The following is a 12834-nucleotide window of genomic DNA, read 5'->3' as shown; positions in this document are numbered from 1 at the left end:
CTGATCCTCCGTTTCCTAACTATAGGGGCGGACCAATTCAAAGGGGGAGGATCAAAATCATGCCGTCTTGGGTGATAACTGGCGGCGAAAGCGGCGCGCAATATCGCCGCGCCGACCCGGACTGGTTTCGATCACTGCGCGACCAGTGCGCCGCTGCTGGCGTCCCGTTCCTGTTCAAGCAATGGGAAGGCATCAACCAGAAAGAAATTAAAGCCAAAGGGCGGGAATTGGATGGGGTCATTCATGACGGCTATCCTCAACCGCTCGCGGCGTAACAAAGAAGGCCCCTGTGCTGACGGATAGAGGAGAAAAGCCATGAGCAAGCAAACGCCAAAGACCACCAGTCAACAAACCATTGATAGCGTGTCGACTGAGCGTAAGAATTCGGAGGAAGACCTCCGCAAGTCGTTCGCCACAGCAAGAGCCCGGTTGACGCAGGCTCAGGCCGATCATGCCGAGGCTAAACACGCTTTGATGAGGGAACCAAAACTCCAGGCATCTGCGCTGCTTGCTCAGGAAATGCAGGACGCCATGCGGGACGCCGTCGTCTCGTTTCTGGAAACCAATAAAGACAATCCGAAGGTTGAGCTGATCCTCGCCTGCGGAATTTCCTGCTTCATCAACCAGCTTGAGCGGACCGGATTCGAAGACATCAAATCCGTTGTCCATCAGCTCACGGAGTGAGCCCTCGACTATGAGCGCGGAAGCAATCATTGGCCAAGTTCGCGTTGAACTCGTCACAGACGAAGAATGAAAAGGACGCCCCTACCCGCTACCCTCCTTACATTTTCTCAGGCACATGAATAGGAAGTGGAAGGCAAGAAACGTGAGTCCAAGGTCTTTCAGAACCCACCAGGGCATTTCACTGTCCCTTGGAGCCATTCCGGTTGTAAGCGCGACGTAGTTCCGGAATGTCTGACCATAAAGCCCGGCAACTACCAGCACCATTCCAAACCGATGCCACAGCGGGGCCACTTGCAGCCAGGGGCTCACAAAGAGAGCAACAAGTATCACCGACGCCGCAATCGGGTCGATGATGATCGTCAGCCAGAGCAAGAAAGTTTCAAACATCCTTGCTCTCCGTTGATGGCTTTTCTTTCAACGCATCCAATGGCGCATTTTTTAGAGCGTGAAATGTCTTGACCGGCTCGCGCTTGAAACGCTCGCTGACCTTGAACACGCCAGCGAGAATATTCATGCCAACGACGCCGGTAAGAAATGCAACACCGTTCTCGGTCGCTCCGGACACTGCCAGCCACTTTACAACCAAAGGCGTTCCGTAGGCCGCGCAAGCCGTTCCTGTAAGGATATACAAGAACGCGCGGCCCGGTGTCAGTTCACGCATATAGCCAAGGCTCACCACTGCTCCAACAAGACCGGCCACGACTGCAGACAGTTTGACCCCGAAATGCTGTTCAATATCCATGACCCACCAAATTCCCTTCTATGCAATCAATGAGGTGCTTTGTTTTCCGCTATCCCTATGACAAGCGTGTCGTACCAACCGGCGCAGCGCTGCACACGGCTGTTGGCGCGGCCGAGTGCCTGATCGGTCCGGATCAACGCTGTGTCGAGCGGTTCCCCGGCGCGCACGCCTGATCTTTCAAGTCGGCGGCAATCGCCGGGCAGTGAAGGCAGGAGGCGACTAGCTCGGGTTTCCCCGGCAGCTTCAGCAGCCGCTTCCAACCTCTGGTCAACGGTTGTGCAACCGGTCAAGAAGAGCGCGGTCAACACGGCAAGCTTCACCAACGGTACTTTCATAATATTCCAACTCCAGTGCCGCTTCCTGCGCTTGCGTTTCTGCTTGTTCAATTCTGGAATTCAGCAGGCTGTTTGCCGCCTCAAACGCCGCACGACGGCGGCGCATTTCGGTGAGTTCCGCCTGGGCGGTTTCAAGTTCGACCTTCGCCACATAGCCGACAACCGCCGTGCGGACCGCGCTGGACTTGTCCAGCTTGTGCCAGATGAACAGGACGGCCATAAGCGAAAGGATCGCGACAAGCACACACCCCGTGCGAGTACCCAAAACAGCCTTGATCAAGGTGCTCGCCATCTAATCGCCCCTCCCCCTGATCTGCTTTGCCAGAGCATCCAGCCCAAAGGCGCCGGCTGCGAAAGTGAAGACCGGCCATATCAGGAGGTTTGCCCAGGCAAGTGCGGGGGTCTCCCCATTCTGCCCGACGTCATAGGCGCAAAGCCCGAGAAGAAAGACGAGCAAGACAATTGCGGTTTCCCGCTTCAGGGTCTTTTGCATTGGGGATCTCCTGTTAAAGGCGCGCGGCCTGAACGTGCATCCAATCGAAGTTTCGAGCGCGCCCTAGCGACACCCAGCCTTCCTTCTCCCATTCCAGCCAGAACTGGATCGCGTCATCTCGCGACAGGCGGGCCTGCGGTCTCTTCCAAGAGAGCCGGTTACGCTCCGGATCAAAGTCGATGGCAATACCCCAGGAATGCATGGAGTACCGTGAGCCTCCGCGCATGCGCCGGACATTCAGCGAACCTCCAAACAGGTCGAGCCCGAGGGACTTGATTTCCCGATCGGAATAGATTCCGCGCACCCGGTTCAAAACACGTTGGGCAGATGGCGCCACCTTTTCATGAACAGTGATGTTGCGAACCGTGGTCGACGGATCCCAGGCAAGGCGCATGTCCCATGGAACGCTGATCCGGGTCTGGCTGGTGCCGACAGGCCCGTAAAAACCCATGGCGTCAGACTGCCGTGGAAATGTCCCGTGGCGTTGATCATCCGCCACGTCTTGATCCCGATCGGGAATGAAGCTCGTTTCCTCGATCGCCACCCGCGAGCTCGGCGCTTTCAGCGCCTCCACTGTCCCCTCGTCGGCCAGCCCGGTTGGCCCGAGTCCCCGGGCTCGCTGAAAGCCTTTCAAGGCGAGCAGCGTCTTTGGTCCGATCACACCATCAATCACACCGCAGGCAAAGCCGTGCGCCGTCAAGCGACTTTGCAGCCACTCTTCGAACGTTCGGGACATGACGTCCTCCTGAGTTTTGGGAAGTTTCAGCGGGTCGGACGCGTGTCCTTGCCCGCCCCGTCTTGTGGTTGGCGAACCGACAATTGTGTCGTCGAACCACTCGAAGGAGAGCCGGAGTGTTCCACCTGTCCAATCCGGTAGCTGCCATCCACGCCGACCCGAACCCCCTTCAACATGCAGAGCCCTTCCGGCTGTGCATCCGGGTCCAGGTCAATCGTAATCCTGCCAGAGCCGCGATTTTGAGAGCTTTCCCGGTTCCGGGCAGAGGCCTGCTCGCGCGCCTGATCCTCGCTTGCTGCCAAAAGCCGTGACACGTTGACAGCGTCTACTTCGCCAGCATCCCCTTCGCCCTGCTCTTCAACCTCCCGGTGCTGGCCGGTTTTCTGATCGAACCAGATCACCTTCGTAGAGCTGAAGACGCGGCGAAGCGAAACAGGCGTCACATCGACCGAGATCAGGTTCTTGCCGTATTCGGCCAGTACGGTCGGCATAAGGATACCGCTTGGCGCAAGACCCGTTCCGCGTTTGGCAAGAACGGCCTCATTACCGGCAAACTTGAATGTGCCTGCAAGTTCCCTTGCAAAGCGATCCCCGAGCGACATCAGGCTTTGCCTGTTGACCAGCCAGTAGTCGCGCCGGATCTTGTCGTAGGCTGGATCAATCCGCATGTTGCGAATGCCGGAAAGCTCAGCCGCCTTGCGCATGACATCCCCGAGGGATGCATCATCCATGTGAAAGGAAAGCGGCTTTTTGACCGGTCCGGTCATATCAACCCCGCTGCCAGACATGGACAGCACGGATCCGCCATTTTTGTTCAAGGTGAATTTTGGTTCATCGCTGGTACCGGAGAAGATAATCCTGTCCTTCACCACGATCTCGATCGAATCCCCCGGTTCCGGCAATTTGATTTCGCCTGACCCGTCATTGAAAGACAGCCTGCAGGTGTCTGCCGAACCTCCATCCTTCAGCGAAACGCCGATTGACAGAAGATAGGGATGCATGACCGACGAACGATCCTCGCCGCCAACGTAGACCTTCCAGTCCACCTTCCAGTTATCGTTCGGCCCGGGTCTGTTTGTCATGATCAGCTGAACAGCGAGATTGCAAATTGGATGGTTGCTTCTTCCGGCACATCGATCTCGTCCGGGATCTTGACCACAGCACCAACAGGCAGAAACAAACCGCCATCAGCAATGCCCCGGTTCAGCTCATATGCCTTGGCCAGCAATTTCGCAGCGCGGGGGCTCTCCGGCATTCCAAGCAGCGTATCCAGAGTGACGCCGTCCCGCTTGATGGTGAGTTCCCGCATGATCTATCCAAAAAGTGAGAGCAGCTTCTGAAGGGTGTTCTGTCCGTCTTCGCGGCTGCGATCGGTCGAGGTCAGCTTGATCGTGTGCGCAACACGGAAGCCCACACCGCCTGCCATGATGTCGCTATGGGCTTTGCTGATTGACCTGATTGCGTACCAGCCAAGTCCAACACCATCGCCGCGCTCCACCCGAAACCGTTCGCCGCGGTCGCGCATGGCGCGCAATTCGTCAAGTTCATCCATACCGCCAATCTTGTGCGGCAGGATTTCGCCCGTCAGTGTCAGATCCTCATCGGCAGGCGCTGTAAATTCCTTGGGTGGCGAACGCCCAAGAACTCCTTTGGAAACAATGCTGGCCTCCCCTTCTTCCTGCACGCCGGAGATGGAAAAAGGGAAAGTTTCGATCTGAACGTTTCCAAGAATGTAAAGCATCAACCGGCGCTCGCGTGTTCAATGTCAGCGTGAAGTCTGCGCTCCTGCTCTGCCAAAAGGTCCATGAATTGCTCATAGAGGGCACGGGCATCGGTCTGCTCGTAGATGGCCATGGTCAGGCTCTGTATGGTCAGACTTCGTCCCCCAGGGGCTGCAGTGCCGCCCTTGCCTTTCAGGATCGCGTCCGTCGCACCCGCATTGTGAACATAGCCGTCCGCGGGAGCCGTGAAGAGTTCCCGCCCGCGCTCGCCTGTCATGTAGGTCAGACCGGCTTTCACCGGACCACCCGCGGCCCGCTCCCCGGCCACCTTGGTTCCTGAGCCGCCACCGAAGAAGCCCTTCACGCTGTCGAACGCTCCAGATACCGACCCCATGATCTTGGATTTGATCTGAGATCCCAGATTGCCGACATAGCTCAGAATTGCCTTGGCCCCGTCGATTATGCCCTGCAGCAGGGCATCCATCATTTGTTGACCCAGTGCCTGCATGCCATTGGAGAGGCTTGAAAAGGCGCTTTTGATGGCATCAACCGCTGCTCGCCCTGCACGCTCGCCTGCACTGCGGAACTCGGCCTCCTGTTCGGCGGAGTAATCGTTCATGGAAAAGAGATCGGAGATCCAGCCCCCCACGGCAGCAGGGATGCCCCCGACCGCAGCAATAACCCGATCCGCCAAACCCGTGACCATGGCAACCGCTTCATTGATCAGGGACTCGACTTCGGCTCGATCGAACCCGATCAAATCGCCTATATCAATCAGCTTTTCCTTCGCCCAGGTTCCTACCGCAGTTGCCAGCCGCTTTCCGAAATCTGTCATGGCCGTGATAACCGGATCGAGCGCCCCCAAAATTGCGGAGGCAAAGCCCGTCACAAACTCCCGGATTGGTTCCCAATAATTGTAGATCGCGAGAGAAACGGCGGCGACGGCACCAATCAACTTCCAGATCGGGGCAGTAATTCCAGCAATGGCAGCGCCAACGGCAATCGCGACGCCTTTCAATGCCGCCCCCACAGCAACCAACCCGGGTGCGATTGCTGAAACCAGAGCGCCGGACCCGAGCCCTGACAACAGGGACAAGCCGAGCATTGCCATGCGCACCTGTCTGGATGCGGCAACGATCAGGGAAGCCCCCCGCGCTACCCCGACAGCACCAGACAGAACACCGCCTTTCAGGAACGTGAAGGCAAATTGTGCCCCTATGGCCGCAACCTTCAAACCGACCAACGCGGAAACCAGACCGACCACACCTGCTGTTACCTTGGGATAGGCGCTGATCAACTCGGAAAGCTTGGTGAGCAAGGGCCCGACCGTTTCGGAAAAACCGGTGATCGCCGGAAGTAGCGCATTCCCGATAGAGATCGCCACTTCTCGCGCCCGGTTTTGCAACAGTTGCAGGCTGTTTGACGCCGTCTTAGACCGGATACCGAATTCTTGCTGGGCAGAACCGGTATAGTTCAACTGATCGGCCACCTCCCCGAGGGACTGCTTGAGCAGCTTCGTATTCTCGATCAGGGGCATGATCGCGCGCGCCTCGTCCCCGAAGAGATCGGAAACAGTCGACGACTGCACTTCCTTCGGGAGCTGGCGAACAAGCTCGATCACGGAATTCAGGGTGCCGACGGCATCCTGCTGGAGCGCCTTGGCTACTGCCTTTGCATCAAGCCCCAAACGCTTGTAGGCAGCCCTCTGTCGCGCGGTGGCTGATTCCCCACGCGCCAACGCCTTACCGACATTACGGAAGGATGTTGCTGCCACATCCGCCTGCGCACCGGCTGCAATCATGGCCGAGCCAATAGCTGCCGTCTGTTCCGCTGTGAATCCGTGTTGTTTGCCGACTGATCCGACAGCCCGCATGAAATCTAGAAGTGTTGGTGCCTCTGACGCAGACGTATTCGACAGGTGGTTGATAGCGTCAGCAAGAAGTTCGGTTTCGCCCACCGTTAAACTCAGGTTGGTTTTAATTTTCGCCAGGTTGGTGCCGACTTTGTCTGCGCTCATGTCGAATGCAACGCCCACCTTTGCAGCAATTTCGGCAAAGGTGAGCAGTTCCTCGCCTTCCACTCCGGATTGCCCGGCTGCAGCCACGATGGCGGCAATCCCGTCTGCTGCCAGCGGAATATCCCGACTCATGGCCAGGATGGATGACGAAAGATCCTTCAGGCTGGTCGGCGTCTCGAACTTGGAAAAGTCCACCACCTTGTTGACGTCCGCCATCGCATCCTCAAAGGCCATGGCCGCCTTCACGGGAGCGGCCAGACCACGGGCAAGCGCATATCCGGCTGCAGCCCCTTCCACCATCGATCCACGCATGCGCGCCATGTCGCGCTGATTGCGCCGTAGCTGGTCGGTCATACGACCAACCTGACCGGCAATCGTTCGCGCAGGTCTGGTGACCTGATCGATCAGGGAGACAATCAGTTTTGAGGAAAGAACTGCCATTGCGCTTCAAATCCTGGAGAGTTGCAACGGTTTTCGTGGTGATGTTTTCAGAGAAGCGGGCGCGCAAAAGCCTGTCGCAGTGCGACCAGCGCATTTGCGGAGCGGGCGCAAATTGCCGTGATTGAACTACGCTCGTATAAGGTTATCTTGACAAGCCGGGGAACATTTCAAATGGGCAGCGACGACAATTTATCCGCTCTGAATTCCTGTCCCTACATCTTCCTGGTCAGCCATGAAGAAGCGCCTGATTGTCTTGATTTGCGGATTGTCGTGCAGGAAGCGCGCGCAGAAAAGGAACTCAGCCCAATCAAGACCGGCGATGCCAAAATTGATAAGGTACTGGGAAGGGGGCACGCCATCACAAGCGAACCCAATTTCAGGACTTTCACGATAACGTTCGAAAATTATGTTGGTTTTTCAATCAGAAGCGAAAGTTACGTTGAACCGGAACCTGAAGAAGATTTCTCACGAAAGCTGCGCTCACATTCCCGATCAGCGTTTCTCGATTTCATCCAGAAATCCACGTTTGCCGATCAAGTGCTCGATGAGCCGATATTGCACTATTCGGTTGTCTGTTTGGATCATGTCATCGACGTGGCTTGCACCGCTCTGCCGATCATCGAGTGCCAGTCGATCGCGGAGAGCCAGCGTGCGCCGTGGTCTGGCTGAACTGAATGGTTTGCACAGGCCTGGTGACCTGATCGAAGCATGGATCGAGAACACGGTCCCTGCCGATGACATGGAGTTTGCCTCGCAACTCAGCGTCATGACGGATGGAACCAAATACAATCTCGCCGACATGACGGCCTCGACGAAGACTGCCCATTGCGCCCAGATCCGGCGTGTCGCCAAGTCCTACCGTTTCACCGACTGACGCCGGAGCCGCATCAGACTGTCGGCGTAAAGGAAAAAATCGTCGACAGTCCAAAGCCTGATTTGCTGAACCGGGGTCATCGTTTCCCGTGCCATGATGATGATCATGTCACGAATGGGAACGAATGTTTCCTCCGGTTCACCATGCACCTTTTCTAGGAGCGCTTCGACCGAGTCCGGGTCGCTTTTTTTTTGGGTGTAGCGGGTTTTTGGTTCTGCTTCGCCATGATCTCTTGGGCGCGTTTACCCATCAGAGGCGGGCTGGCAAGGGCCAGCGCCTCCCAATCATCCGGTGCCAACTCGCCCAAGAACTCGATCGGCATGCGGATCATCCCGGCAAGGAGGATCTTGAAAGCCTCTTCCTCGTTTTCAGCGCCATCGGAGTTTTCCAGATCGATCATCCGAACCGGGCGGATCGTCAACTCGGTGATCGTGTCCCCGCCCCATTCAGCCTCTGCGGTCAGAGGCAGCCTTACCGGTTTCAGCATAATCACCCCCTCCCTTAACCGCGTGTTCCGCCGAGACCAAGACTGCGGCGGAAGTCTGCAAGCAGGTCATTGTCTCCGAACCAGGCTTCCTTGGCGAAGAAGTTGTAGTCGAAGATCCGACGCTCATTGATGTAGTAGGAGTACCGGGTGACTTCCGCCCACTCGTGATTGCACTTGTGCAGTTCCGCCCCGCCCCCGGCTTCATCAGGCTCCCAAGACAGCAAGACGCCGCTGATTTCCCCGCGTGCGGCGAAATACTCCCCGGTTTCCTTGTCCTGCCACGACTTGGCAAACTCATAGTCCTGCTTGATCCCGATCAGGCTGATGAAGCGTTCATCAAGACCCGCGATTTCTGCCTTCGGGCTGAGTTCTTCCAGCCGCGGCATGACGAAGCCAACCGCGCCCACTCCGCCCGCTGGATCGTGGGTTGCCTTGGCCAGCTTCAGTGGCGGCAGGGCCAGCTTGGTCAGTGTCAGGGCACGCGTGTCGCTGTCGTCATCGGCAAGGCGCAAATCCACGCCTGCCAGCATGTAGAAGGGTTGCATCAGATCAACTCCGTTGGTGTGTCAGCTTGTTTGGATTTGCCGGATCAGTAGAGGGCGGAGTTCATGGAACTCATCAGATCGCGCACATACCCCTTGAGCGCCGGGCGATATCGGCCGATACGGTGATTCACCTTCTTGATTGACGGGGTGTATTCGATGTTGAAGCTGACATCGAAGTGACCAAGCGCGATGTCTTCCGGAGCATTGTGGTCCGGGTCGAAACGCATTTCAAAACCAAGAATATCCTCGGCCTTCTTATGCGCCTCCAGCATCTTCTTCTGGCTGTGAAGAAACACCTGCATGGTGCGTGGCTTGCCGCGGCGGCCAAGCTGCCGACGCGTGATCTTCATCATCTTGACCTTGAGATAGTCCGACCCGCGCACCTGATGGATCTGCTTCCAGACCTCGTCATTGGTGGCGCTGTCCACGCCCCAGAAGATGAAGCCGCCATCGGCAGACGCACCATCAACCTCGGTTTCCCCTTGGTCGATGATGGCAATTTCAGCATCCAGAAGCTGTTGGCCCTCATTGGCACCAGACAACAGGCTGAAACCGATATCCCGCGATACGCCGGCGATGTTCATCGACCGATTGCAGATCGGATCGAACGGCTTGCCTCCATGACGCTTGTCTTCGGCAATGAAAAGCCCGACCGCGCGCGGCCCGGTAGGAACGGTGACCAGTTGGTCCCCGTGCCAATCCCTGGAGGCAATGCCGATCGGCAGAATGCGCTCGGAATCGATGGTTTCGCGGGCATCGATCGCCAGATCGCGTGTGGTTCCATCCAGATCCACCGGAGCAACGGCAAGCAGGGTTTCAAGGGCCGGTTCAAGGGCAGTGATGACGGGGTTCTTTGTAAGTCCGTCAGGTCGCCAGTCCGTGCGCCCCGCCCAGACCAGACGCGGTGTCGCGTTGACCTTGGGAGGAATTTCCGCAACGGCGTCCAAAATGGCAGCAATGTTTGCGCAGGTTGCTGCAGGTGTTGCCTCTTCCTTGACACGAACCACCGTGACATCGGCTTCCGCGTTCAGCCCGCCGACCTGCCGGCGAATACCGAAGATGGCGTCGTATAGCGGGCCCGAGCCAAGTGCTGCGCGAAAGTTCGCGTCACCGGTTGACGCGCGAACCGGCGTGTTCAAGGGGATCTCGATATCCGATGCATCCTCGGATGTTTCGATCAGGAGAGCGCGGGAATGATCAGCACCGGCAACGGAACTGACGTCATCCTCGGACATCTCAAAGGTCATTCCAATGACAGGATCGGACATTGCGGATCTCCTCGCGCAAAAGCACCCATCCGCTCCGCTGTCAGCCAGAACGTAAGGTGGTGGTTGATTGACGTGATTTGTTGTTAGGTCCGGACCGCCCGCATTCGGGCGCCCGTGTTAAGCCAGAAGTCGACCAGTTTGACCGGGGTGGCCATAGGGATGGCGGTCGCATCGACACCGCCGCATCTCAGCTGGATTTCAGCGGCATATTCGGAACAGATGTAGCCTGTCCCGCGAAGCCTTGCGCCTAGTCCCGCCCGAACTGCATCAAGATAGGAATAGGGTTTTCCGAGTTTGCTGAACGCGAAGTTTTCAGCTGCGTCAGTCCATTTCAACCCGGTTTCGATCCAGTCAAATGCCCCGACATTTGAACAGGCGCGGATCTGGACACCGGCCCTCTCCCGCGCCTCAAGAACGAACAAGCGCCCTCCATATCGGAACGCCACCCCGACATGGGTATGGCGGCCGCCCGTGACATGCCGGATCAGGCGCGACACCGGCCCATTGCCACGAAACGCAATCAGATCACCGGAGCGGATGTCCTGCCGTAGGGCAGTGTAGGAGGATGGGAAGCCCGTCAAAGCTCCAGGGCCCCCTCCCATAGCTCATCGACCTGCTCCGGCGTGAAACCAAGTGCGGTCGATAGGGTAACAACAAGCTCATGCCCTCGCGTGAACGAGGTTGCATATTCCCACTCGACCTCTGCGACAGCTCTTTGGGTAGGATCAGGAATTTGGGAAATGATTGTTTCCACTGCTGACGCGGGCGTCCCGTTCAAGAGAAGCGCGATCCTGAATTGGCGGGCTGAAAGAGCTGGCATAAACGCACGCTTTCTCTCGGCAGTCGGTGGAACCCACTGGCCGTTTTCAAGCGTGTACTCAGGACTTGGCGGTGCGGTCGTCGTTGCCCCTTCAGGGAGGTGGCCTAGCTCGTTCATCACCGCGTATTCATCGGACGATGTCCAGTAAATGGTTCCGCGATAGTCAGGTCTTAAGACCCACTCGCCATTCACCAGCTCAATTGCCTCATTCTCACGCTGCACAGGTGGCTTGATGGTGGTGTGGCCTTCCGGGATTTCCTCGCCAAGTGTGGTAATCACCCGCTGAACCAGATCGGCACCCCAATAAACAGCTCCTCGCAGATCGGTTACAACAATCCAGCTCTTTCCGGTGAACACGGGCCGCTTATCCTCAGCGGTCGCAGGCGGTTTGATCGTCGTGGCGTTCGCCGGAATAATATAGTTGCCGGGAACTAAAGGATCGGGGAGCGCTTCCGCCGTTGAAATATATTCGCCGGTGCTTGCGTAGTTGTAGACAAGCATTGTGGGGCTCCTAGTATTTGATGAGGAATTTCAAAGCGACGTTTCGCGGGCGTGCCTCGTGGGTACCGGTATGTCCGATACCGACGTTGTGTCCGTGGGCACCCTGAACATCGGTGTGAGCCCAAGCCCACCCAGCAGCCCAGTCGTCGTAACACCATGATGGATTTCGGATCACGCCAGCGTTGTTCCCTGAACGACCGTGCAGGTAGAGGCCGTGTTGATGGGCACCTTGAACATCTGTCCATGCAGAGTGTGCGTGGGTTTTATTCTCACTGCCCTGCCAAGTGGCGAACCCTCGACCCGGATCGACCCCGCGTCCGTTGTCGAAGCCTCGAATGAACTCACCTCTTAGATCCGGGACATTGAATGTCGTTGCCCCATCACCGGCGCCGTAACCTGTCCCTAGAACATTGAACAGGGCGGCATAGGCCGTGCGGGAAATCGCAGCGCCGTTGCATTCAAGCCAGCCATCTGGCGGCGTAAACATTGCATAGGGCGCGATGAAACCAGGGGCGATGCCCTCAAATGCATCAATCTGATCAGACAGGAGGTCAACCGCATTCTGCACTTCGACCTTGGTTGCCCGCTGTCCTATCTGCTCCAAAAGATCCAGCAAAGACGCCTGATTATTTCCAACCGCTGAAGCAATCTCAATGATGGTATCCAAGGTCTCTGGAGCATTCCCACCGCGCAACTGATCGAGTTGCGAGGCCAGCTGAGATAGCGCGGACTGGACGTTGTTTGAGGTCAAGCCGGAAATGGGATCGTGGGCGAAGAATTGCGCCTTGGCAACGACCGCCTGAATGGTTCCAGCCAAATACTGAAGGATCTGGCCTTCATTCGCCCCCGTCACATTGACGCCGGTGAGCCCCGCAAAACTATGGGTGTGATTTGCCAGCCCATCAGCAAGGGTCTGGAGTTGAAGTGTCAGCCCCTGAATGTCGCCGATCTCGTGTTGGTGGCCTGCACCTGGAACCTGAGCCAACCCGGTTTGCAGAGTGTTCAGCCACGCTGCAATCTGTTCCAGCGTTTGTGCGACACGCTGGAAATCCTCGTTCACATTGTTATCTGGATGCGGCTTTGGCAGATTGCCGACTTGTGTTTTTGCGTCAGTGACCATCTTTCACCTCAAAGTGGATAGGCGCGAAGTTCGGCAACGGATGGCCGGGC

At 57.2% G+C, this 12834-nt stretch carries 20 protein-coding genes; 5 read left to right on the top strand and 15 right to left on the bottom strand.

Features of this window, described 5'->3' with window-relative positions; translation table 11 throughout:
• Together F0155_RS22600 and F0155_RS22595 are read left to right on the top strand one after the other, a co-directional pair.
• Positions 1-275 (top strand): DUF5131 family protein (locus F0155_RS22600; protein WP_150526838.1); only part of this gene is annotated, 275 nt, incomplete at its 5' end.
• Between the two features lie 40 nt (positions 276-315).
• The gene (locus tag F0155_RS22595) at positions 316-684 is read left to right on the top strand and encodes a hypothetical protein (protein WP_150526837.1); all 369 of its coding nucleotides are present in this window, start codon (positions 316-318) and stop codon (positions 682-684) included.
• Positions 685-765: 81 nt separating this feature from the next.
• Here the strand turns inward: F0155_RS22595 and F0155_RS22590 are convergent, their stop codons facing one another.
• Together F0155_RS22590 and F0155_RS22585 are read right to left on the bottom strand one after the other, a co-directional pair.
• On the bottom strand, positions 766-1071 hold the full coding sequence (locus tag F0155_RS22590; RefSeq protein ID WP_150526836.1) for an ABC transporter substrate-binding protein: 306 nt from the start codon (positions 1069-1071) through the stop codon (positions 766-768).
• Positions 1064-1426 carry a peptidase M48 gene (locus tag F0155_RS22585; protein ID WP_150526835.1) on the bottom strand — a complete coding sequence of 121 codons (363 nt, stop codon included), beginning with the start codon at positions 1424-1426 and terminating at the stop codon, positions 1064-1066. The genes F0155_RS22590 and F0155_RS22585 overlap by 8 nt, the downstream gene beginning before the upstream one ends.
• 29 nt (positions 1427-1455) lie before the next feature.
• Here F0155_RS22585 and F0155_RS23515 point away from each other — a divergent pair, with 29 nt between their 5' ends.
• Complete coding sequence (locus F0155_RS23515) at positions 1456-1599, top strand: hypothetical protein (protein ID WP_161599884.1); 144 nt, start codon at positions 1456-1458, stop codon at positions 1597-1599.
• A 94-nt stretch (positions 1600-1693) separates the two neighbouring features.
• On the opposite strand, the gene F0155_RS22580 is transcribed toward F0155_RS23515, so the two are convergent.
• Genes F0155_RS22580 through F0155_RS22550 form a run of 7 tightly spaced genes read right to left on the bottom strand, consistent with a single transcriptional unit; the run spans position 1694 to position 7169 of the window.
• Positions 1694-2053: a hypothetical protein gene (locus F0155_RS22580; protein WP_150526834.1), complete on the bottom strand. Its 360-nt coding sequence runs from the start codon at positions 2051-2053 to the stop codon at positions 1694-1696.
• A complete protein-coding gene (locus tag F0155_RS22575) occupies positions 2054-2254 on the bottom strand; it encodes a hypothetical protein (protein WP_150526833.1) in 201 nt (66 codons plus the stop codon).
• A gap of 13 nt (positions 2255-2267) precedes the next feature.
• A complete protein-coding gene (locus F0155_RS22570) occupies positions 2268-2990 on the bottom strand; it encodes a peptidoglycan-binding protein (protein ID WP_150526832.1) in 723 nt (240 codons plus the stop codon).
• Positions 2991-3016: 26 nt separating this feature from the next.
• Entirely contained in the window at positions 3017-4072 is a 1056-nt protein-coding gene (locus F0155_RS22565) for a phage late control D family protein (protein WP_150526831.1), read from the bottom strand.
• Between the two features lie 2 nt (positions 4073-4074).
• Positions 4075-4299, bottom strand: a complete 225-nt coding sequence (locus F0155_RS22560) for a tail protein X (protein WP_150526830.1) — start codon at positions 4297-4299, stop codon at positions 4075-4077.
• A gap of 3 nt (positions 4300-4302) precedes the next feature.
• Positions 4303-4731 carry a phage tail protein gene (locus F0155_RS22555; protein WP_150526829.1) on the bottom strand — a complete coding sequence of 143 codons (429 nt, stop codon included), beginning with the start codon at positions 4729-4731 and terminating at the stop codon, positions 4303-4305.
• A complete protein-coding gene (locus F0155_RS22550) occupies positions 4731-7169 on the bottom strand; it encodes a phage tail tape measure protein (protein ID WP_150526828.1) in 2439 nt (812 codons plus the stop codon). Before F0155_RS22550 ends, F0155_RS22555 begins: the two co-directional genes overlap by 1 nt.
• A 171-nt stretch (positions 7170-7340) precedes the next feature.
• Between F0155_RS22550 and F0155_RS22545 the strand changes: the two genes are divergently transcribed.
• Together F0155_RS22545 and F0155_RS22540 are read left to right on the top strand one after the other, a co-directional pair.
• Positions 7341-7838 carry a hypothetical protein gene (locus F0155_RS22545; RefSeq protein ID WP_150526827.1) on the top strand — a complete coding sequence of 166 codons (498 nt, stop codon included), beginning with the start codon at positions 7341-7343 and terminating at the stop codon, positions 7836-7838.
• Positions 7819-8043: a hypothetical protein gene (locus F0155_RS22540; protein WP_192913868.1), complete on the top strand. Its 225-nt coding sequence runs from the start codon at positions 7819-7821 to the stop codon at positions 8041-8043. The genes F0155_RS22545 and F0155_RS22540 overlap by 20 nt, the downstream gene beginning before the upstream one ends.
• Positions 8044-8197: 154 nt before the next feature.
• Here the strand turns inward: F0155_RS22540 and F0155_RS22535 are convergent, their stop codons facing one another.
• From F0155_RS22535 to F0155_RS23855, 6 genes are all read right to left on the bottom strand, one after another.
• Positions 8198-8530 (bottom strand): phage tail assembly protein, encoded by a 333-nt coding sequence (locus F0155_RS22535; protein ID WP_150526826.1) that lies wholly within the window; start codon positions 8528-8530, stop codon positions 8198-8200.
• Positions 8531-8544: 14 nt separating this feature from the next.
• Complete coding sequence (locus F0155_RS22530; protein WP_150526825.1) at positions 8545-9075, bottom strand: phage major tail tube protein; 531 nt, start codon at positions 9073-9075, stop codon at positions 8545-8547.
• A 44-nt stretch (positions 9076-9119) separates the two neighbouring features.
• On the bottom strand, positions 9120-10343 hold the full coding sequence (locus F0155_RS22525; RefSeq protein ID WP_150526824.1) for a phage tail sheath protein: 1224 nt from the start codon (positions 10341-10343) through the stop codon (positions 9120-9122).
• 83 nt (positions 10344-10426) lie between these two features.
• The gene (locus tag F0155_RS22520; RefSeq protein WP_208999417.1) at positions 10427-10924 is read right to left on the bottom strand and encodes a C40 family peptidase; all 498 of its coding nucleotides are present in this window, start codon (positions 10922-10924) and stop codon (positions 10427-10429) included.
• On the bottom strand, positions 10921-11664 hold the full coding sequence (locus tag F0155_RS22515; RefSeq protein ID WP_150526822.1) for a hypothetical protein: 744 nt from the start codon (positions 11662-11664) through the stop codon (positions 10921-10923). Before F0155_RS22515 ends, F0155_RS22520 begins: the two co-directional genes overlap by 4 nt.
• Before the next feature lie 10 nt (positions 11665-11674).
• Positions 11675-12784: a phage tail protein gene (locus F0155_RS23855; protein ID WP_150526821.1), complete on the bottom strand. Its 1110-nt coding sequence runs from the start codon at positions 12782-12784 to the stop codon at positions 11675-11677.
• Positions 12785-12834: the final 50 nt, after the last annotated feature.

The organism is Roseibium sediminis (genome assembly GCF_008711325.1).
Lineage (GTDB): Bacteria > Pseudomonadota > Alphaproteobacteria > Rhizobiales > Stappiaceae > Roseibium > Roseibium sediminis.
The sequence above is the reverse complement of the archived record's forward strand: the minus strand, read 5'-3'. Positions and strand labels throughout refer to the sequence as shown.

What these genes read in the sequence shown, in the direction of transcription:
- F0155_RS22585 (WP_150526835.1), bottom strand. Translation starts at nt 1,426, where the DNA reads ATGGATATTGAACAGCATTTCGGGGTCAAACTGTCTGCAGTCGTGGCC.
- F0155_RS22545 (WP_150526827.1), top strand. Translation starts at nt 7,341, where the DNA reads ATGGGCAGCGACGACAATTTATCCGCTCTGAATTCCTGTCCCTACATC.
- F0155_RS22555 (WP_150526829.1), bottom strand. Translation starts at nt 4,731, where the DNA reads ATGCTTTACATTCTTGGAAACGTTCAGATCGAAACTTTCCCTTTTTCC.
- F0155_RS22525 (WP_150526824.1), bottom strand. Translation starts at nt 10,343, where the DNA reads ATGTCCGATCCTGTCATTGGAATGACCTTTGAGATGTCCGAGGATGAC.
- F0155_RS22595 (WP_150526837.1), top strand. Translation starts at nt 316, where the DNA reads ATGAGCAAGCAAACGCCAAAGACCACCAGTCAACAAACCATTGATAGC.
- F0155_RS22515 (WP_150526822.1), bottom strand. Translation starts at nt 11,664, where the DNA reads ATGCTTGTCTACAACTACGCAAGCACCGGCGAATATATTTCAACGGCG.
- F0155_RS22570 (WP_150526832.1), bottom strand. Translation starts at nt 2,990, where the DNA reads ATGTCCCGAACGTTCGAAGAGTGGCTGCAAAGTCGCTTGACGGCGCAC.
- F0155_RS22580 (WP_150526834.1), bottom strand. Translation starts at nt 2,053, where the DNA reads ATGGCGAGCACCTTGATCAAGGCTGTTTTGGGTACTCGCACGGGGTGT.
- F0155_RS22565 (WP_150526831.1), bottom strand. Translation starts at nt 4,072, where the DNA reads ATGACAAACAGACCCGGGCCGAACGATAACTGGAAGGTGGACTGGAAG.
- F0155_RS22590 (WP_150526836.1), bottom strand. Translation starts at nt 1,071, where the DNA reads ATGTTTGAAACTTTCTTGCTCTGGCTGACGATCATCATCGACCCGATT.
- F0155_RS23515 (WP_161599884.1), top strand. Translation starts at nt 1,456, where the DNA reads ATGAGGTGCTTTGTTTTCCGCTATCCCTATGACAAGCGTGTCGTACCA.
- F0155_RS22535 (WP_150526826.1), bottom strand. Translation starts at nt 8,530, where the DNA reads ATGCTGAAACCGGTAAGGCTGCCTCTGACCGCAGAGGCTGAATGGGGC.
- F0155_RS22575 (WP_150526833.1), bottom strand. Translation starts at nt 2,254, where the DNA reads ATGCAAAAGACCCTGAAGCGGGAAACCGCAATTGTCTTGCTCGTCTTT.
- F0155_RS23855 (WP_150526821.1), bottom strand. Translation starts at nt 12,784, where the DNA reads ATGGTCACTGACGCAAAAACACAAGTCGGCAATCTGCCAAAGCCGCAT.
- F0155_RS22560 (WP_150526830.1), bottom strand. Translation starts at nt 4,299, where the DNA reads ATGCGGGAACTCACCATCAAGCGGGACGGCGTCACTCTGGATACGCTG.
- F0155_RS22550 (WP_150526828.1), bottom strand. Translation starts at nt 7,169, where the DNA reads ATGGCAGTTCTTTCCTCAAAACTGATTGTCTCCCTGATCGATCAGGTC.
- F0155_RS22530 (WP_150526825.1), bottom strand. Translation starts at nt 9,075, where the DNA reads ATGCAACCCTTCTACATGCTGGCAGGCGTGGATTTGCGCCTTGCCGAT.